The sequence below is a fragment of the Aeriscardovia aeriphila genome (assembly GCF_002259595.1).
GTDB lineage: Bacteria > Actinomycetota > Actinomycetes > Actinomycetales > Bifidobacteriaceae > Aeriscardovia > Aeriscardovia aeriphila.
Genome location: NZ_MWWU01000002.1, coordinates 993,018 through 1,014,161 on the forward strand (window position 1 = coordinate 993,018; position 21,144 = coordinate 1,014,161).

Sequence of the window (21,144 nt, forward strand, 5' to 3'; positions counted from 1 at the left end):
GAGGATCTCTTCTCTTATCTCCTCTGATGCCGTGAAGCAGACGGGGGCATGACAAACGCTGCTGATCAACGATTCTAGTATTCTCTAGCTTTTGTTTATTTCTCAGCGATTAAATAAATAAACAGCATAATTTCAATGTTTTGCAGAAAATCTATTGAACAATCGTTCTACCAATTTAAATAAACTTTCTGTGACTAGCATCACAAGAAAACTGGGAAGAGGGGAGTAGAAAAAAATGAAAGCCTCGCAACAGTGCGAGGCTGAGAAAATCATCGACGCAAACGATGAGGTAACAGGCAACAACCCCCAATTATTGGAATGACAATTATACTATGAAAGTAGAAAGCATGTAAAAACTTCAACTACTGGCAACTAAAGAAAGGAGGAAATAGCTTGAAGAAGAATAAACTTGCCAAGCCTATCCTGAAGTGGGTAGGCGGTAAAAGACAATTACTTGATGAAATAGAGCAAAGGCTACCAAAGGACATTAGCTATTATGTTGAGCCTTTTGTCGGTGGCGGTGCAGTTCTCTTTGATAAACAGCCACAACATGCGCGAATCAACGATTACAACAAAGAGCTCATCAATGTTTATATGGTTGTCAGAGACAACCCAGACGAGCTCATTACAGAATTGGCTGTGCATGAAGAGAAGAATGAACAGCTGGGCAGTGAATGGTTCTACCATGTTCGAGGGCTTGATAGAGAACCAGGGTTTGACAAACTATCGAGTGTTGAAAAAGCTGCAAGAATTATTTACTTGAACAAGACTTGTTTTAATGGACTTTTCAGAGTGAATTCTGCTGGTCAACTCAATGTTCCTTATGGAAGGTACAAACACCCTAATATTGTCAACAAAGTTGGCATCAGAGCATTGCATCAATACTTCACTGAAGCAGATATTGATATGCGCCAAGGAGATTTCGCTGAATCCCTCAAAGATCTGCCAAAGGGCGCCTTCGTCTACTTAGACCCACCATATATGCCTATTACTGCAACCTCTGCATTTACTGGCTACACGCAAGACGGTTTCGGATACGACGAGCAAGTACGCTTACGAGATGAATGTATTAAGCTGCGTGAGCAGGGCATACATTTCTTGCAGTCAAATAGTGACTGTGAAGAGATTCACAAGCTATATAAGGATTTCACAATAGAAATAGTAACGGCAAAGCGTTCTATCAATTCACGTGGTGATAGAAGAGGAGCTGTGACGGAGGTATTGATTAGTGGCTGATTCCATGGGTAAATTGGACAAAGCTTGGAAGGAGATATTAGCACAGTATCCCATTGAGGAAAATACTCGTCAAGGTGGGGTATATGAAATCCAAGCAAACGAAATTAAAGCTTTCAGAGAACCCCGATTGATGACAAAGTTTGATACTTCAGAATCAGTTGCTAATCCTCTCAAAGAGCTTGGATTGAATGTACTGCCAGTTTCTCGACATTCCTATGTACTAGGAAAGTTTAATTTGTATGAGAAGTTTCCAGATGTTACGAAGTTGAAACCGACGCCCATAACCTTACCCGATTACGAAACCTTACGATTAGAAAATATCACAAGCGAATCGAATGCGATAAATGCGCTTCTCGCAACGCATACTTTGGAGAATTTTCTTAATGAAGAAGAGCAAGGCCTATTGGAGACTTTCAATGGTCGAATGGGAACTGGTGATTTTTCGTTTGACGTTGATCTATTAGATGGTACAACAAAGAAGACCATCAATGTTAGCAAGGCGCAACTTGAAATTGATGGTGGTTTTGAATCACAGCAGTCTGTATGCATTATGGAAGCCAAGAATATTCGTCATGATGACTTTAATGTACGACAGCTTTATTTCCCGTATAGAAAATACCTTGCTATAGTTCAGAAACCTATTAGATTAGTATTTTCCCAGTACACAAACCTGACTTATTATTTGTATGAGTACGAGTTTACTGAGCCAACTTCTTTCTCTTCAATTAAATTACGAAACAAACAAGCCTATACGTTTGAAGATTGCCAGATTTCAGAGAAAGATATTGTCGATGTATGGAAGAACACGCCTGTGATAACTGATGATAATCAGGATAAACAGGTGGATAAGAAAATTCCGTTTATTCAAGCGGATAGACTTGATAGAGTAATATCGCTTGCGGAATGCTTAAGCTCTGCTGAAGATAATACGTTGACTACAGAGCAGCTTACCGAGCATATGGGCTTGGTAACACGACAAGCTGCATATTACCCAGCTGCGGGTGAATATTTAGGACTGTTTCAACGTTCGCGGAATGCAACAAGTCTGACAAATACAGCGCGCAAAATACTGAACATGCATTATAGAGAGCGCCAGTTAGCTTACACCAGACTGATATTGCAACATCAAATCTTTCATGATTTATTCGGTATCGTTGTGAATAGTGGTGTATTTCCTGATAAAGCATACGTTGAAAAAGAAATGTTGCGACTAAATGTCTGCAATGAAGGCTCAACAGTGCATCGTAGAGCAACAAGTGTTTTGGCGTGGCTATCTTGGATTTTTGCACTCGTAGACGATGAAATCTAGTTCCTTTCCTGTGATTGTAAAACACTTCCATCCCTGGTCATTGTGAGGGCGAGGGGCTTTTCTATTGCCGCTAGTCCTCATCGTCCCTCAATAAACTTGATAACTGATTCCCAGTCTTTATCAGAAAAATCCTTTTGCTGAGCCCTTCTCACTGCAACTCGCGCATTAGAAGTATTCATAATATAGCCAGAAATATCTGCCGAAACGTGATTATCACGAGTTCGTGCCGCAGCATCAAAGAGAAAATCCTTCTCTTGAGAGCTCAAATCAAGTATGTTGGCGATCTCATCAAGCTTGTTTTCTGGAGCAGCACGCCTCCCCTTCTCAATATCGCCCAAGTAGGGAGCTGTGATATCTAGACGAGATGCAAACTCTCGCATCGTCAAACCTTTCTCCTTGCGCTTATTCGCAAGAAAAGTACCAAAGTCCTGTTCCATTTCCGTTCTCCTTTTCGTTCTAGTGATAGCTTATCAGCTAACGTGGAAAGGGCAAAATCTGTTCAGAGCAAAACACAGCAATTATTTCTGCGGCTCTTCTCACTTCTGTCGAGTGATGCAGAAGATCTTCTCGTCCCAAGACCTGCCAGGCCATGAACCAGAACAGCACAGAGGATTGAACCGTTAATGCGGCAACAAAAACACAAACAACAACAACCAACAGAAAAACCAACAGAAAGGAAAAACAATGGAAAACTTCCAAGTAACCGACAAAATCTGGGATGAGGTTCAGCCTCTCACCGTCAGCCAGTCAACAGAACTGGAAGCCTTGGATAATCTCTTCGAGAAGATTGCTCAACGCTCCATCGATGAAGACTGGCAAGAGCCAGACACACCAGAGAATCTCGAAGAAAAGAAGGCTGAACTCTCCGAAGAAGCTGAATATGTGAACTTCATCCCCGTCAACAGTCTCTTGGGGGAAGCTATCTGCAAGTTCAATAGTGTTGATAATACAAGCCTTGACGAGGTGAACAGGCTTGCTCAGGCAATGAATTTCAACACTGTTGTGGTGGATATGCGAGAACTCGGTATGGCTACCAATACCGACGTACCGCAGTACGCTTTCGCATACGCCAGTACATACCCTTATCCAACTGAGGATGAACGCCCAAGCCTCATCGCAGGCCACTACGGACAAGATGAACAGCTGGAAAAGCAGTTCCTCAATTTCTGCAATGGTGGTGACAACCTCGCGCAAATTCAAGAGCGCGAGAACAGGGAACAAACCCATGACGATCCAGGAATGAGCCGTTAAAAACTCAACACGTAAATAGTCAATCACACCTACAAGTAATGTCCCCAAACCCTGGGGACATTACTGTCTCACAACAAATAAGGGAAAATATGACAACACAAACACCACAGCCAGAACTTGACAAGCTCGACAAAGCTAAAAAGCTTATGGAAAAGCGCAAGCAAGCCCTCGAAACTACTTACCCTCGTCACTTATTTGACTAAGAGTCACGTTGGCATATGATTGCATGGTCATCTTTCTCGATGCAAACATATATTCAGAATAGTAGCCTCTTTTATTCGCTGAATAAGCTATCTGATATTCATATTGTTTAACGTTCTTATCGGAATACAACCTGCATATTTGAGGCGCTTTGTCATAAGTGAGTATCCAGTTCCAATCCGGCTCAGCGACGAGGCGCTTCGCAACCAGAGAGTGGATGGTTTCGGTTGCATATGAATTATAAAGATTCCGTCCCTGCACATAGTAAGGAGGATCCGCAAATATGAGACTGTTCTTCATATCGCAGAATTTGCCATCAGAAAGCAATTTGAAGAAATGGCTGGCCTCTAGGTTGCTAACAGTGATTCTCTCTTTTTCCGCTGCTATTCGCTCTATCCTCTTTTTGAGTGTGCTTTTGTTAAATCGAGAAGAAATGTTGTATTTCCCGTCTTGGGCGGCACCTCCTATCGGCCCACCTTTGATGACGCCACTTACGTTCATGCGATTAAGCATGAAGAAGTCGAATCCTTTCCGTCGAATATCCGAATAATGGTTGAAATCGTATCTTTTCCTGATAGCCTTCCAGTATTCCGAGTACTTCGAAGATTGAGCCGTGGGCTTTTCATCCGAATAGTCAAAGGGGACGCGGTCGATTTCACGTAGCAGATATTCGGGTTCGTTGACAAGAGAATACCAAAACGAATATACGCCGTCATCAAGGTCGTTGATAATAACTGCATCTACACGACCCGACAACAAAAGATTGATAGCAACGCCTGCTCCGCCTGCAAAAGGCTCGATATAGGTTCCGGTTATATGGTTAGTCTCCAACACGTTTGCCACGAAACGTGTGATTTTACCTTTCCCGCCGGGGTATCGCAACGGGGTATTGGAACCGTTTGTCAGCTTACTTTGCGCCATAAACATGAATGATATTAGAAGATTCCCATTTTGGCCAGTTCGTTCGAGTCATACACCCTGTTTTTTGAACTGCACATATTGCTGACAGAGCATAGCAAACAATACCGCATCATTCGACAGCCTCATGATGGTATCTATGTCGTAATCCTTCATAGACTTGTGCGACCCAAGCGATGAGTATTCAACGGACTCGCCGAAATCGGTATTTTCGATTACATTATGAGCCTCTTGGTAGGTGTCGAATACAATCCTCCCGGCCTGCAGATAGTCTTGGAATTTGTTGTTTTTAAACAGGCTATGGACATATGAGACGTTCTCTTTATGCTTTGCGCTGACCCCTTTGTTGGGAAGATCAATCTCATTGCAGGATTTGTCCAATGCAAGAAGGGACAGTTCGAAGATCACACGTATCGCCGGCGCAATCAAGAATGCTTTCGCCCATCTTTTGGTGCTGTCGTCCTCCAGTACTCCATATGCGTTCAAAGCGGCAAGCATAAAGTTCGTGTCTTCGAATTCCGGCGCGTCGGTCATCCATTCCGGATTGTTGTACATCGCACCAAGGTGCCGGTCTCGATTTGTGGCGAACTTGCTGGCGAAATCATGATTGAGGCGTTTCGCGGCAAGTCTTGGCGACCTGACCGTTCCTTGTCCTTTTTCCTGAAGAGGAATGATTATGTCCTGCTTGATGACATCGTTATTGAGGCGTGAAATAAGGGTGCCGTTCTCTTGACAATATCCCTTAACCTCATCAGCCAGTTCTTTGACTTTGTCCAGTTGCTCGGGGGTTATTATATCCGGATTCTTGATATCAAGATATTCCTTGACCGGAGCCGAGTTGAAAACCCTTCTCGTGCTGGTCGTAGCGTTCGACCCTCCGAGATAGCTTGTCAAGGAATCTCCAAACTGATTCTCGAACGGCGTTTCAAGCTTGTCCGAAAACGTCTGCCTTCCTGAGAAGCGGGCTTTGGCCTCAGTGCTCCATGGAATCGTGCCGGCACCGTCCTGAGGGCCGTTGTGCTTTCGATTGAGGATTTCCCTCAGCTTATCCCGTTCATTGTCACCGAAAACAACGATGTCCAGACTGCTCGGAATGTTCTGCGGATATTCCGCAACAAGGTTCTTCAATCTCTTGTAATCTCGGTCATCAAGAAGTTCACGGTAACAATCTGGGTTTTGCAGCAATTTGATTGCAGACAATCTCCTATTCGCATCGTGAATCACATACTTGTCGCCGGCCCTTGTAGCAAGGATCGGCTCAACATCGTTCTGATAGCCATTCTCCGCTATTGACGATGCAAGATTCATCAATTGCCGCTTTGATGTCGATTGAGACTGTGCACTGAAGTTATAGATTTTATTGAGTTCATCCATCTGGTCGATTGATGGTTCAACTCTCGGGTTCGTCTCCCAGAGACATAAATCCGATACATTGACATTTATACGTTCCATAAATAGTTCCTCCGCTCCACCGAAACAAACTCAATTCATCACCTTATCCTATGTCCAATGATATCCCCAGACCTCAGTGTTATCCTCTCCCCGTTATCTAATCGGCACCGCTCCAGCCGCGTCGAAGCCCTGCCTCTTCGCGTTGTGCCACCAGTCGATGAGTGCCGGCCATGCGTGCGGTGAGCAGCAGGATCAGGCAGGATATCTGTCCCAGCACTCATGGCACGAGGAATCGCCCAAGGAATCCTCCACCAATTGAGAAACGAAGACAACCGTTAATGCGGCAACAAAAACACAAAAAACAACAACCACAACACCACAAACCAACAGAAAGGAAAAACAATGGGTAGCGAAGACGAAGCAATGAGGCTCATCAGCCAAACCGGAGAAGGAGTCGTAAGAATCGGAGTGGAACTCACCCCACAACTCGTCAAACTCCTCACCTGGCTCGAAAAACACGGACTCCAATTTGCCCGCTGGGCATACGACAAGAGCGGACGAAACCAGGTCTCCCTCAAACGACTGCGCTATATCGCCCGTGAGAGTGGAACAGGCATTGCCGCGCTGAACCTTGAAGGACTCGAACCAACTGACCCCCGAATTAATCTCCTCAGGCAAGAGTTGAAAAACACGGGAATCCGCTACTCTTTCGACCCACGTGAACCAGGACAACTCTTCATTGAAGCAAACAATGAAGTATTCGCTAAAGGAGCATTACAACGAGTAGGAATCCTCGTGGGAATGCAAGCGCAAGAAAAACTCGACACCCCAGCTGAACGTCAAGCGCGCGACGAGGCACGAAAAGCACTCCCCACGCCACTCACCCTGGAAGAGCGAGAGAAAGTCCCCACACACACCATTAAGGTGTACTCTCCAGCATTGGATATCAGGCAAGGATTACTCGAAGATAACCTCGCTCGAATGGGAATCCCCTATGTTTCCCACACCAACGGTGAACTCGTGAACATCAGCTTCCGAAGCAATCAAGCCGTAGCTGTGAAAGCGCTCATTGATAATCTTGCTGCAAACAAAATGGTCACTCATTTTGACCAGACGCGAGTGGTCAACTATGAGGATCTCACACAGGCTGCAATGCAATATTCTCTGCGCAATGAAATTGATCGCAATAATATTGCCATCACAGAGCAAGATCCCGACATTTCCAGTGAACTCACAACAGTAGAAAAGAATCTGGGTGAAGCACCGGAAACTCAAGCAATCGCAGCAGATCAAGAAAGTCAAGCGCTCGCACAGGAAGCAATCCGAAACGAACAAACCCCCGTCGCTCCTGAAGCTTCAACTAGTGTGCCAGACCAGCCTGCCGCATCTACTGTGGTAACACAGCCGACTGCACCAGCACAATCTGCAACACAACCTGCTCGCGGCATGAATACTGAACCGCTCACAGACAAGCAGAAAGAGTTCCTCTCCGACCTCGAAAAGCAAGGATATATCACCCGCAGCGAACGGGAAATGCTCACCAAGAAAGGTGATGTCACGACCTTATTAAACAAGGTGCATGAGCAGAATCCCAACATCGGATGCAAACTGGATGCCGACTATGCGACCAAGATTAACGTGCACATGGGCGATGACGGAATGCTTCACATGGGTAAGCAAGGGTTTAAGGAGGCTTTGAAGACCGCGCAAGAGCTTCAGCAAGCGCAGAAGCCTCTCACCGTCAACGCTCCAAAGGTCAACCTTCCCGCACCTTCACCAAGGATGAAGTAATCATGGGAACATTCCACATCAACAGCATACAATCCGTCCCTATGGCGAACGTGAGCTTAGAACAGGCATGGAATGATGTTCAATCCCAACCGATTGACACATTTCTCCCCCTCGAACTACAGCCTCGTGAGCTACGCCACATCGTGTCGAATGAACGATACTACCTGTGCCACCTCGGAACAGATACGCAAGACTTGAGCTTGCCCAGCTACATGTATACGCTTCCAGCTCAGACGCCAACATATCAGGCGATAAAAGAGTTCTTCGAACATGAGGGAATCCCGCGAGAACTCACCAGTACAAACGGGAAACTGTGGACTTCGATCAACGGTATCGCCACATATATTACGTCCCATGCCATGTATTGGGCGGGAAATACCATGACTCCAACACTGAACCAACTGTTAGCCCAGTTGATCACGGTAAATTTCAGCCGATCAGCCAATTACGAGCCGAATACGGATCATGTTCCTTTCTCCTCAAGACCAATCACAGGATCAGTAATGATAAATGCGATTCCGCAAACTAGTGCCGCTCACATGCTTGATGGGTTGGATTATGAACCTTTCACACCAGCAAGCCCTTTAGGAAAGCAAGTTGTTCAAAACTTTGAACAACGAAGAGAGTTCTCAGAGAAAGAGCAAGACCGGTATTACGGTTCTCCTCTCATCCATGTCAATGAAAGCTCCTCACTCTACCAGGGACTCACCCAATGGTATGAGAGTGATCCTCTCACCCAACAGATAGTAATGACAGACCTTTCAACTGTCATTGCTGACCCTGATCATGATGGCCTCTGGCTGGCCTCATTCTCATCAAACGGTGATCAGCTCGACACAGGAACATACCTCGATGGTCTCGATGCGCTCTGTGGAATGAGCACACCACTGCTCAATAAAGAACTCGCACAAGAGCAAACAATCGAAGGGCTAGTGGAATTTCTCCACGGTAATAGGCCTTCATTCGCACAAGTCTTACGCAATGAGCATGTACTCACTGCACACCAGGAAATCTCGTTCGCCAACGAGAAGGAAAGACACGAGGAACTCTCCCATTGGGGAAGACTTGCTCACCATGAGCACAGTATCGAAGAACATATTCCCCTGGGAAAGAAAGGAATCAGAAACCTCATCAAACAGCAAACTCAAGAAAAACTACGCTCAAACCAGCCAACAATTAATGAGCAAAAACAACAGCTCAGTCGATAACACGGCAACAAAAACACAAACACAAACAACCACCAGAAAAACCAACAGAAAGGAAAAACAATGGTCTTCCTCCATAATGATGTCAACGATATAGTTGACTTTTTACGCAGTGCCGATCTCGGACATGGCACAGTAACAATCTACCGTCACGCCAGTGATTTATATGATGATTCGCCCAAATACCAAGAGTTCACGATTGATACACAAGATCTTGATGAACAGATTAAAGATCACACACATGTGGCTGACCAGTTCATCAAGATCGTTGGGAACGCAGTAGAAGCACAGGAATTGAACTTTAATGAGTATTTCCAAAAATACTCGGGAAAGTATGACTCCCAAACAATCTACAACAGGTACAGTCAGAGTCGAAAAGATTACACAAAGCTTTTCGACTCAGATGGCCTGAACATTAAATATATTGACGCCGCACCAGGAACGAGCCTAGAAGGCGCGCAGCAGTTCTTAAACTTTCTGCGCCAGCATCAACCCGAACTCAGGGACAAGGTTGAACGCGCAATCAATGTCAGAGTGTATGAGAAAGAGATGAAATCTCCCACTCTCCTTCCAGACAGTGATTATCAGTTGCCTGATGGCAGCTTTGCTCAATGGGAATATATCAAACCAGAGCAAGAATGGCAGCCAAAGCAAGTATGGGAGACCAGTAAAATTCCTCAATACGCAGCTGATTTCGGAGATTACTTCTTCGAAGATACAACTCTCGATGATGCTATATACAACTGCGCTGACGACAATACGGATATCTCCTGGTATGACCTGAACCAGTGGATGACTGATCAAGACCACATTGATACCTTCGAAGAAACCCTAGAAGAAGGCCTCATCAACACTCGCGATTTCGACTATCATCAGGCCGTGCAAATTGCGCAAACAGAGCATATGCGAAACACGCTCACCGAGCATAAAGAAGACTTGATCAAAATGGCTGGTTGGGAGCGTGCAGCAGAACTAGGAATCTACGCCTTGGAAAGAAACACTGCTGAAGAAGCTGGAGAACTCCTCTTTGACCAGGTTGATCTCACGGATGATCAGATGACGAGAGATACTCTCAATTCCTCGATCGATGCAAATTTAACAGAGATGATCAATGAGCAACTTCCTGAAGAACAGCAAATCAGGCCTAATGAGTTACAAGAGTGGATTAAACAAAATCCTAGGAACCCCCTCTTCGTCAGCCTCGAGGGTGCGCGCATGGAGAGCACGACTTTGAAGAATGCAGCAGAAAAGCTGGGAATTAAAGTCGGTGACCCCGTGGAAAAAAAGCAGACAAAAGCTCAAGCACAAGTTAGTGTGGAAAGCTCAACGAATCTCACTAAGGAAGACATGAGCATTCAAGCCTCAGAAGATCACTCTCCTGACGCGAACGCTCCAGATCCCACTACTGAAAAGGTGAGTGAATCATCTCCAGTGGTGCAGCCGTTGGGCAAAGAAGGCATCAGAAACCTGATAACAGAACGAACCCAACAAAAAATCCAACACGTAGAAACACCAGCACCACTCACACAACAACAAGAACAACAACACCTCAACCGATAAACAAAGGAAGAGAATGACAGCGAGCATCCGCGAGACCATCACTAACAAACCTCACGATAAGGAGGAGAAAACAGGAAAACAGCCACCAACCGAGTTGATAGAACAGCTTCTCAACAAGGATTTCGCTCAAACAATCCTCAATGAGCCAGCAGTAACCGTGGCACTCAAAATCAACGAACTCAAACAAAAAGTCGAAACAGAAAGGAAAACACAATGAATGAATACGAAGACGAGTTCGACCTCGAAGACGACCCTTACCAGGTCATGTTAGAACGGGAAATGGAAGAGGAAGAACTCGACGATTATCCCGACATGACAAGCTTTGACGCCGACTTCGATAACTGGGAAGAAAGCCAGGATAACAGTCGCCAACAGGTTGACCTCGAAAACAGTATCAACCAAGAATCACACGAAACGAAGCAGGTTTCTGACGATGCGTGGATGAACAAGCCCATGACTTCAGGCCAGCGTCGCCTCTTGGAATACTACCGTGATCAGAAAAAGATCACACAAGCACAACTGATCCAGCTGGAAGGTGCAACCTTGAGGGAAGCTCATGACTTCATCAACACCATCAGCAAACCAATCAACCTCAGTCAAACCTACTATAAGGATCATCCTGAAAAGTCACGAGACAACTACAAGAAAGAACGAAAACAGGAGAGTAAGTACTATCAGATTACTGTTCCACGAAAGTTCGTTCACACGCACACCGCAGTGACAAAAGAAGGCGTGAAGTTCTCAACGTTCAGTGCGATGATTCCAGGTAAGCTCACCATTCACGGAGAAGAACTGAAAGGATACACTCTCAACCAAAGTCTCAGTGTCAACGCCGAACGCCAGTTGAAGAATGATTCGCAATTCTTCACCGTGTACGTGCGCAAGGATAAGCCTGTGCGCTTGCACAAGTATGACAAGCAAACACAGAAAAACAGTGATATCACTGTTAAGCCTCAAGAGCTTGTGCAAGCTTACGCGAAAGCACGGCAAGAGTATAAAGAGCAGGTGAAGTCTCAAGCTCGTCAGGAATCTTCGCCTGATGACTATCATCCTCACCGCACCATGTCACACTCCAACCAGATTAGTGAGACAGAAACAGCGCAAATGAGGAATGCTCGAACCTGGTTCAACACGCATATCGTCGGCAAAAACAACAGTCTGAGGTTGAAGAGTGACGCGCAAGTCACCCTCCACAAGGTATCTAATACTATCCGGTTGAACAATGTTCCACCGGAACAAGTATTCAGCTTCCTTGACCATTACTATGCGCAACAGCTTGAACCAGTTCAACCACCACAACCAGTGCAGCAGACTCAACAAGCTCCCATACCCCCGCAACCAGCAGGCCAAACAGACATTTCCACAGCAGTCAAGCAAGCCGTTCAAGCCAACCTCACTACTGACGGGAAATTAGGTAAGCAAGGGTTTAAGGAGGCTTTGGAACAGGTATCAAAAAGTGATGCGCCCTTACCTTCAAACCCCACAAACTTAAATCAACAAGGAGGACGAGATAACCGATGAGCGCTAACAAGTCCACTCAAAAGCAAGTGAGTTGGACTGCGGCAATCATCTTAACACTCATCAGTGGCCTTGCTACCAACATGGTTAGCAAGGCCATTCGCGTTAACATGGCCGCAGGACTCGCACCAACAGAAATCATTGCTCAACCAGAAAAGCTAGTCGCCAGTCTCTTTCCACCATCCATTGACCCTACTGACCTTCTCGTCAGCGCGGGCGTGAGCATTCTCGTGCTCCTCATGATGCTTCTGTCTGCCGACGATCGGAAAACCCGAACCGGTGCAGAAGAAGGCTCAGCAAAATGGGCGACTCCTAAAGACATGAACAAGTACATGGCTGAAGACCCGCAATGGAATCTCATGTTCACTGCGACGGAAGGTTTGTGTACGCAAACAAACCTCACGTATCGAAACCTCAACGTCATGGTCATCGGCGGTTCAGGTACAGGTAAAACCCGAGGATATGTGAAACCAAATCTTATCCTGGAACGCGCGGATAATCCCATGAGTTTTGTTGTCACCGACCCAGACGGTGGTACGAAACGAGAATGCGCAGACCTCTTGCGCAAGCGCGGTTACCTCGTTCAAGCACTCGACCTCAACCACATGAACAAGAGTGCACATTTCAACCCGATGGACTACATTGACCCCGTCACACCCGAAGCGTCTGTACTCCAACTCGTGGATAACTTTATGAACAATACGAGTGGAACGGGAAGTGACCAGAAGGAAGACTTCTGGACGAAATCAGAGCGAGCCTTGCTCACTAGTCTTCTCGCCTACGAGTATTTCACCGCAGAGAAACCCTCTTTCCTCGCAGCAGCAGACAGAGTACTACAAATGAAAGCCTCGGAGAAAAACGGTGATGAGAAATCCGAGTTCGACATGGAAATGGAAACAGCAAAAGCTATCGCTGACAACCTCAGAGAACTCGACAGGCAACACAAGCTCTCACCAGAAGATGCCGCACTCGCCAATGGTATTGACTTCGCCTGCCGCCAATACGAAACCTACGCTAAAGGCGCTGGTGAAACCAAGAAGAGCATTATCATTAGCGTTGCCGTGAGAACAGCACCACTCCAGATCAACACAGTACGAGAACTGATGACTGATACAGAGGAAACAGAACCTACCGCAACTGAGAGTGATTGGGTGGAAGAAGATCACAATCTTGCGCTGAAAACAGTGGGAGATAAGAAAACTGTCATCTTCCTCAACCTTCCCGATATGGATACGAGTTTCAACTTTATCGCCGCCATCATGTATCAATGCTTGTTCCAAGCACTCATCAGACAAGCCGATGACGGGCAGACCGGTCATCTGCAATATCCGGTGCACATGTTCCTCGACGAGTTCGCAAACATTGGGCGCATCCCCAATTTCGAACGTCTCATTGCAGTGATCCGTAAAAGGTGGATCAGTTGCTCTATCATCGTGCAGAATCTCGCCCAGTTGAAAACCATGTACAAAGACTCATGGGAAACGATCACGGGTAACTGTGATAACATCCTCTACCTTGGCGGTAAGGAAGAATCGTCAGAAGAATACGTGAGTAAACAGCTCGGTAAAGAGACGATCCAAGTTCGCGGTAGCTCCATTAACTCTGGTAAAGGTGGGGGTAGTACGAGTTGGTCAGCGCACGCGCGAGCGCTCTTGGATGAGGCAGAGCTCGGTAAGATCCCTGACGAAGACTGCATCTACATGATTAGAGGCCTCGACCCGTTCTACAGTCAGAAGATCAGACCGATCAGTCTACCCCAAGACCCCGCAGAACTGAAAAGATTCCTCAAAAAGAATGAAAACAGCGTCTACCAGGGCTACAACATTCACAAGCGGATCGGCGGACTAAAAATCAAACAAGAGAAGAAGCACGGCTGGCTCGCCCGCGCATAAAACAAGTGCCTCACCTGAAAAATCAGGTGAGGCACTTTATTTAATCCAAAACCCCTGATGAAAGCAGAATCATCATAAAACCGTTGAAATATCAACGAAAGTTTATTTAAGGCTAGTCCTCAAGATACATTTTGCGTCCACCAGGAGCGACAGAAAACAGACCGCCATTCAAATTCACCGTCTCACACAAATAACGAACGATCGGTTCACAATGCTCAGGAACTTCAAAATGAGTCTGATGACAAACCTCAGAGTATAACATCACAACCCCTCTCGCTAACACGACGCTTCCTTCTATTTTACTCAAGAAAAGCCCCTAATCACAAGCAGCCTTCCACACAACCCTGCGAAGGAACAGACCAATCCCGCACCGTAGAAGACGGAGGGGCAACAGGAACAGAAGGACGAGACGGAGCAGAAGGAACACGGCGAGGAACAACAGGTGTGGAGGGAGCAGTATTGTTCTGTTTTTGTTTCTGCTGGTTCTCTTCTTCCGCTTTGCGTGCGGCTTCCTCGTCAGCCTTGCGCTTTGCTTCAACAGAATCACGCACCGACTGTTCTGCCATCTTTAGCTCTTCAAGTTGCTTGTCCAGCTTGGTGTAGTCAGCAGTCTTCTCTTTCACAAGCTTATTGGAAGCAGTGAGAACAGTGTTTAACTGGTCAAGAGTTTTCTGTTCTTGAACCTTACCGTGAGAATCTTTGACTAACTTTTGGCCAACTTTCACTTCAGCAGTCAACACATTACGCGACTGAAGAGTACGCGATGCGGTCAGCTGCGACATCGCAGTAGTGATACGCTGTGAAACCTTCCTCACATGAGCAAGCTCACGACGCACCTGTTCCACCTGCTGACGCTTCACAGAACACTCAAACGAATGCTCCTTCACTTCACTCTTCACCGCACTGTTCAACTTGGCCAAAACAGTCGGATCAGCAACCAGATCAGAAGAAACAGTCGCCACCAGACGGCGAGCAGAAACCTTCTGCCGCCGCACCGACTCCACCACATCACCCAACTGACCAGACAACACTCGACACTGTTTCACTCGAGCCTCACGTGCCAACAATGCCTGACGTTGGGAAGCCTGATACGAATACCAGCCCACACCAGCAGACAACCCGAACCCCACAATGAGCACACCCACCAGCAAGAAAGGAAGCAAACGACGAAAAGTCCACGTTCGCTTCACCTTCACCGGAACATCATCCACCAAATCCACAACTGGAGAATCAATACTCTCAGAAAGAGTGTTGACTGAAAGTGGTGGTGCAGGAGGTGCGACCGTCTCACCGCTACCCACAGTCTGAACCTCACCAGTTTCAACAGAAACTGGAGAAACAGGAGTGTGTTTCACTCGTTTCCGATGATGAAAATGCGCCGGAGGAGCAGGAGGAAGAAGAGAATCCACCTGATGAAAACTCACCTGGGGATGTGATAAGAGCCTCTCACACCAGGTTTCCAACTCAGGCCAACACACGCGCGAATCGAGAATCTGCTCCAGAATATCTGTCTTCACCCGATGAGCATTAAACTCATACCACGTATCCGTATCAGACAACTGCTGATACAAATGCTTCGCATTCTTCAGATTAATCGGACTCACCATCAGGCCTCACCTCTGGCGGTCGAGCACCCTCAGGCACAGCAAAATACAACCATTGCGGATCAGGCTCAGAAAAACGAACCACCTTACCCTGAGCATCATCCCAATAAACCTTAAACAACACCGGTTCAGAAGGAACATTCACCAACGAATTATCAGAAGCAAGCCAAGAAGGAGTTAACATGACGCGCACCTCAATCAACCGATCGTGAGAATCAGGAGACACACCTTCAACAGCATTAATCAAAGGCTGATCAGAAATCACACGCGCCGTGAGCGTATCACGGAAAACCGTGTTCCACACTGGTTGATACGAGCGAGCAAGACTCTCACTCATCCCCGCTTTCATGAGTTCATCCGCAGAAACAGCATGAACTTGGCCGTTATCTTTACGCCAAGAAAGCGTCAACGACACCAAATGCTCCATCTGATGCAAAGTTTTCTCACTCAATGGAGTCACAGTCAAACCACCCTGTCCGCCCAGCGAAGAAGAAGATGACTGTTCTTCTTCCGTCTCGCTCTTCTGTGGCGCAGAAGCAGATGGAGACGAAGACGCAGAAGATGAAGATTCCGGTCGAGAGAAAATACTCTCCACGATCACCAGCACGCAGATAAGACAGAAAACGATAAGAGCAATCCAACTCTTCTTACTCACCGCAGGCTTCTGACCATCATCCTCGCGAACATCTTCACCCATGAACTCATCACGATGAAACCCAAACATAATTTCTCTCTCCCTCTAAACTCAGTACCAACCATTGGCTTGCGAATGAGCCCACGCACCACACGGGTTACCATACCGGCCTTGAATGTAACCTAAACCCCACTTGATCTGAACCCTATAGTCATCCTCCCAACCAGGCCCCATCTTCGAACCAGGCAGTGCCTGAGGAATACCATGAGCACCCGAAGGGTTGTGAGCGTTGGTACGCCAACCCGACTCGCGCATCCATAAAGCATTCAGGCAATCCATTTGATGATCAACATCACTCGCCCACCCATGCTCAGCAAAATGCTTCAACGCAAACCGCTGATACTTCCCCTTATCTGTATTCTTAGGATCAAGTGCAACATGATTCACTGTCACATCAGAAGTATCATCATCAGCCTGCTCAACACCACACACAGTGGTAGAAGAGGCATCCTCATCATCAGAAGAAGCGCCAGCAGGCAAATGAGCATTATGCTTCACGACAACACCGCCATTATCAATCTCAGATTGAATATGTGGAATAGTGAACACCCGCTCACCATACTTATAGTTGGCATACTCCTGAATACGAATATTATTCCCATTATTCTCAGCAATATACGCTACATGACCATACGTCGGATCAGAGTAATCAACATTACCTTGATAAGAAATGACATCACCAGGGCGAATATCTGACGCTTGCTTCACAACCTTCCAACCAGGCAAACGACCAGGCAGACCCCATTCATACCCATTCGCAGAAAGATGAGGTGAATACTTATCATGCACATTATGCGGATGAGGGTGAGCCTCCTCATCCTCAATCAAACGCCACGCCACATAATCCGTACAATTACCATACGCAAACCCTAAAGGAGAATCAGCATTCAAACGCCAAGTCTCACCACGCGCATAATACGTATCCTTAAAATGATGACCGGCTACCGTTGACACTTCAGCATCACTCACCTGCGTATCAACACTGGTTTCACCGCCGCAACCAGAGTCCCCACCCTTCGCAAACGGCGCAAAAATCATCGCCACAATAGCAATAAAGATCAGCACGCCAAGGACGATCGCTGCCACAATCGGATTTGACATAATATAAGCGATAGCCTTCGCAGCCAGCCGCACCAACTGCTCCACCATACGCTGCACCTGCACCCACAAGCGTTGCGCCATACGAACAGCAGTCTTACTCGCTCGAGCAACCGTCTTCACACCCGAACGGTTCACCTTCGCGGCCAACCGCGCCGCACGCTTCGACTCCCGACGCAAAGCACGAAGCTCACGCCTCGACAACTTCAAATCCTTCAACGGTTTACCCGCACGCTTCGCACGACGCATCAACCGTCGAACAGTCAAACGATCATACAATCGTAAAGCATCACGTCCACGCTTCACCGTCTTCCCACCCATGTTCACCACACGACCTGGTGCATGAACAGCCGTCGAACCAACCTTACGCGACGCTTCCACGACACGTTCAGCAGCGATATTCTCACTCGCACCCTGAGCATTCACACCACGAGAAACCTCACCCAACGCGCGTGAACCCAGGCCAGCAGCCTTCACACCCGTGTTCACCACCTGTGCCGCACCAGAAGCCGCAGCACCGAGCACGCCAACAGCCACACGACCAGGAGAAGCACTAGGAGCATCTGGAAGACGAACAAACGAGTTTGCGGAACGCAAGCCAGACACTTGCGTTTCAGAAAACTCATTCAACTGGTCACCCAAATGAATTTGACTCGTCAAATCCAAATCAAGACTCGAGCGAACATCAACCATACGCACTCACCTCTGCTGAGAGGCGGCATTCGTCTGATTCAACTCAAAAATAGGATTATCCCTAGGAATACGACCATCAAACGGCACAAATACATCACCTGCCGCAATCAAACCCGTACCAGGCTCACCCGTAGCAAACAACGAGACTTGAGTATCAGACAATTTCAACAACGATTTCACCGTCTGAGCATCCGTCGCATTCATCCTCAGCAACTCCAAGAACGACGAATTAGACAACATCAGACGCGCCTGATGAGACTCTAACAACTCCTCAATATTCTGAGTAATACCAGTAATACCCGCACCATACTTACGAGCTCGCTTATAAATACTCAAGAAGAAATCAGCAGCATACTTATTACTAAAGAGAGTATGGAACTCATCTACATAAATCCAAATGCGACCTTTACCCTTCGCACGATTATCTTTAATACGATTCCACACATGCTGCAAAACAACCATCATGCCAAATGTCTTCATGCTGCCGTCCAAATGCAACGTGTTAAACACGACAAGACGATCATCCGCATTCACATTCGTCTGACCATTAAAACCAGACTTCGAACCATTCACAAAAGGAATCAAAGCATTCGACAACTGTTGCGCTTCAGGACGCTCATCCAACATCAACAGTTCATGCAAACTACCCAACGTTGGCTGTTTCAACTGAGGGTTATATGACTGGTACATTCGCGTGACAACATCATCCAACACACCCTCCTGTTGAGGGCTCAACCCGTTCACGCCACCAATCAAACTGTTCATCATGCCCATCACAGAAGACGTGCGCTCACGGATAGGATCTTCATCATTATCCGAGTTCAACGTAATCTCCAACGGATTCAAACGTTGAGAAGAACCCGCAGAAACATCAACCAGAGCACCACCAAACGCATTACGAATCTTCTCATACTCACCCTCAGGATCAATAATGATCACCTGATCATACGGGCGAGTCAACAACACATGCTCAATCTCCCACTTCGTCGCAGCAGACTTACCCGAACCCGTCGTACCCAAAATAAACCCATTCTGGTTCAACAACCTCGTGCGATCCACCACAATCAAATTGCCAGAAAGCTTATTCGTACCATAGAAAACACCCGTCGGATCAAAATGCTCTTCTGATGTAAACGGAATCATGATCGCCGCCGCACTCGTCGTCAAAGTACGACGAACCGGAACAGGCCGAGCACCCAACGGCAACGTGCATACCAGAGCGGGAAGCTGCATGTGACGCATCGCATCACCCTGCAAACTCAACGAACTCAGGATCTGACGCACTTCCAACACACGCTGATACAGTGTTGACTTATCTGGCGCATCAACACCAATCACCACGAGAGCATCAATCATCTTCTCATCAGAAGAGTTCAACTTATCCAACAAATCCTCAACCTGCTCCGACGCCTCTTCCAAATTCGGGGGAAGATAATCAGCGGGCTGATGTTCACGAATATTACGTTGACGACGGTCAGCAATCTCCATATCCAAAGAAGTCTTCTGCTGTTTCACCAGGTCAATACCCGCGCCACGCTCAAACGGGGACAAGTGAATATTGATACTCGCTGCACCCTTCAACGCAGTAATACGCGACACCAACTCATCAGACAAGCGTGGTGGAAAATCACGAACCCAAATGCTCGTATGATAAAAATCCTTCTCCGACTCCAAAATGTGAACACAACTCGGATCACGTAAATCAAACGCCCACGGGGTCACATAATCACGCGAATCAGTCTTCGACTGAGCAAACCCCTCCTCACTGAAACGGAAACCATCATCCGGCATGAGAGCATCATGAACAGCACGCAAACGCTGAGTACGATCCAACCTTTTCACATGGCAACCCATAGACGCGAGACGAGCAGAAACCTGCAACACGAGACGGTTCAAAGAAGCGACAGCACGCTGAGGATCATCATCCTCAACCGTGAGCGTCAAAAGTTTCTCCACCAGAGTGCCGGACGTGGCGCGACCAATCTGACGCTTCAACAGTGAATTAAACTCCGTACGCCACTTATCATTCGCATCCTGCAACAACGGCATTTCCACACTATGAGCCAAAGACTCAATATTCACCTGGCGAGAACGCACCGTCACCTGTGCTTGCTGGCCTTCCACCAGCATGTTCAACACGGACGCCCACTCATTAACAATGTGAGCTTGCTGATCCGTATCCGAAGCCTTATAACTCACATCACTCATCACCAAAGTGGAAGACCACTGGTTATCCCCCAAATAGGCTTGACCGCCTTCCAGCATGGAGTCAAAACCAACCCACTCTTTCGCCTGACGCTTCTTCTGCTGCGTCCTCTGACGTTCAAACTCCGCCTTACGCTTCGCACGACGCTCACGCGACGTGTTATTCGACATGCTCACCGAAAGCTTCTCAGAACCGTTATTCTTCTTCGTCTTCATCCTTACTTCTCCTTCATCGTCGGCTTCTTCGCACTCTTCACCACATGGGCAGAGCCTGAATGGTAAAGAATCCGAGCGCCGAAATAATCACGCATGGCAAACACCAGCCACTGTTCCGGTAGCAAGCCCATAGGCCGTGGGAACGCCCACAAAGCAATTGGGAAATCAATAAGAATCAGACCGAGAGCAACCACAACCGGGGTTACCACCTGGGGGAAGAACCAAGAAAGCGCACCCAAACCCAGAGACGGAGGGGTCATCAACAAGACACCGCAAAGACGGCGGAAGCTCAACCCGAACAGGATTTTCGGTTCAATATTTTCAGGATCGCTAAAACAATCAACACTCAGACTCATAGGAG

17 protein-coding genes are annotated in these 21,144 nt (G+C 47.0%); 9 read left to right on the top strand and 8 right to left on the bottom strand.

Annotated elements, in window-relative coordinates:
* The first annotated feature begins 393 nt into the window (after positions 1–393).
* Entirely contained in the window at positions 394–1,236 is an 843-nt protein-coding gene (locus AEAE_RS05165) for a DNA adenine methylase (RefSeq protein WP_094690023.1), read from the top strand.
* On the top strand, positions 1,229–2,545 hold the full coding sequence (locus AEAE_RS05170) for a type II restriction enzyme (protein WP_148139970.1): 1,317 nt from the start codon (positions 1,229–1,231) through the stop codon (positions 2,543–2,545). Before AEAE_RS05165 ends, AEAE_RS05170 begins: the two co-directional genes overlap by 8 nt.
* 77 nt (positions 2,546–2,622) lie before the next feature.
* Here the strand turns inward: AEAE_RS05170 and AEAE_RS05175 are convergent, their stop codons facing one another.
* Positions 2,623–2,982: a helix-turn-helix domain-containing protein gene (locus tag AEAE_RS05175; RefSeq protein ID WP_094690025.1), complete on the bottom strand. Its 360-nt coding sequence runs from the start codon at positions 2,980–2,982 to the stop codon at positions 2,623–2,625.
* 247 nt (positions 2,983–3,229) lie between these two features.
* Between AEAE_RS05175 and AEAE_RS05180 the strand changes: the two genes are divergently transcribed.
* Positions 3,230–3,796, top strand: coding sequence for a hypothetical protein (locus AEAE_RS05180; RefSeq protein WP_094690026.1), 567 nt, complete (start codon positions 3,230–3,232; stop codon positions 3,794–3,796).
* 174 nt (positions 3,797–3,970) lie between these two features.
* Here the strand turns inward: AEAE_RS05180 and AEAE_RS05185 are convergent, their stop codons facing one another.
* A complete protein-coding gene (locus AEAE_RS05185; RefSeq protein WP_244569625.1) occupies positions 3,971–4,918 on the bottom strand; it encodes a DNA adenine methylase in 948 nt (315 codons plus the stop codon).
* A 48-nt stretch (positions 4,919–4,966) separates the two neighbouring features.
* Positions 4,967–6,367 (bottom strand): ParB/Srx family N-terminal domain-containing protein, encoded by a 1,401-nt coding sequence (locus AEAE_RS05190; RefSeq protein ID WP_094690028.1) that lies wholly within the window; start codon positions 6,365–6,367, stop codon positions 4,967–4,969.
* A 342-nt stretch (positions 6,368–6,709) separates the two neighbouring features.
* Between AEAE_RS05190 and AEAE_RS05200 the strand changes: the two genes are divergently transcribed.
* From AEAE_RS05200 to AEAE_RS05225, 6 genes are read left to right on the top strand one after another with little or no spacing between them, the layout of a single operon-like run.
* On the top strand, positions 6,710–8,098 hold the full coding sequence (locus AEAE_RS05200) for a hypothetical protein (RefSeq protein ID WP_148139971.1): 1,389 nt from the start codon (positions 6,710–6,712) through the stop codon (positions 8,096–8,098).
* Between the two features lie 41 nt (positions 8,099–8,139).
* Positions 8,140–9,306, top strand: a complete 1,167-nt coding sequence (locus AEAE_RS05205; RefSeq protein ID WP_148139972.1) for a hypothetical protein — start codon at positions 8,140–8,142, stop codon at positions 9,304–9,306.
* A 60-nt stretch (positions 9,307–9,366) separates the two neighbouring features.
* Entirely contained in the window at positions 9,367–10,863 is a 1,497-nt protein-coding gene (locus AEAE_RS05210; protein ID WP_094690032.1) for a hypothetical protein, read from the top strand.
* Positions 10,864–10,876: 13 nt separating this feature from the next.
* The gene (locus AEAE_RS05215) at positions 10,877–11,080 is read left to right on the top strand and encodes a hypothetical protein (protein ID WP_094690033.1); all 204 of its coding nucleotides are present in this window, start codon (positions 10,877–10,879) and stop codon (positions 11,078–11,080) included.
* Positions 11,077–12,384, top strand: a complete 1,308-nt coding sequence (locus tag AEAE_RS05220; protein ID WP_094690034.1) for a hypothetical protein — start codon at positions 11,077–11,079, stop codon at positions 12,382–12,384. The genes AEAE_RS05215 and AEAE_RS05220 overlap by 4 nt, the downstream gene beginning before the upstream one ends.
* Positions 12,381–14,273, top strand: coding sequence for a VirD4-like conjugal transfer protein, CD1115 family (locus AEAE_RS05225; protein WP_094690035.1), 1,893 nt, complete (start codon positions 12,381–12,383; stop codon positions 14,271–14,273). Before AEAE_RS05220 ends, AEAE_RS05225 begins: the two co-directional genes overlap by 4 nt.
* A 320-nt stretch (positions 14,274–14,593) precedes the next feature.
* Here AEAE_RS05225 and AEAE_RS05230 read toward each other — a convergent pair whose 3' ends face one another.
* From AEAE_RS05230 to AEAE_RS05250, 5 genes are read right to left on the bottom strand one after another with little or no spacing between them, the layout of a single operon-like run.
* Positions 14,594–15,880 (bottom strand): hypothetical protein, encoded by a 1,287-nt coding sequence (locus AEAE_RS05230; RefSeq protein WP_094690036.1) that lies wholly within the window; start codon positions 15,878–15,880, stop codon positions 14,594–14,596.
* Complete coding sequence (locus tag AEAE_RS05235; protein ID WP_094690037.1) at positions 15,864–16,601, bottom strand: hypothetical protein; 738 nt, start codon at positions 16,599–16,601, stop codon at positions 15,864–15,866. Before AEAE_RS05235 ends, AEAE_RS05230 begins: the two co-directional genes overlap by 17 nt.
* A 21-nt stretch (positions 16,602–16,622) precedes the next feature.
* Positions 16,623–18,362: an aggregation-promoting factor C-terminal-like domain-containing protein gene (locus AEAE_RS05240; protein WP_094690038.1), complete on the bottom strand. Its 1,740-nt coding sequence runs from the start codon at positions 18,360–18,362 to the stop codon at positions 16,623–16,625.
* 6 nt (positions 18,363–18,368) lie between these two features.
* Positions 18,369–20,783 carry a VirB4-like conjugal transfer ATPase, CD1110 family gene (locus AEAE_RS05245; RefSeq protein WP_094690039.1) on the bottom strand — a complete coding sequence of 805 codons (2,415 nt, stop codon included), beginning with the start codon at positions 20,781–20,783 and terminating at the stop codon, positions 18,369–18,371.
* A 2-nt stretch (positions 20,784–20,785) separates the two neighbouring features.
* On the bottom strand, positions 20,786–21,139 hold the full coding sequence (locus AEAE_RS05250; protein WP_094690040.1) for a PrgI family protein: 354 nt from the start codon (positions 21,137–21,139) through the stop codon (positions 20,786–20,788).
* Between the last annotated feature and the right edge of the window lie 5 nt (positions 21,140–21,144).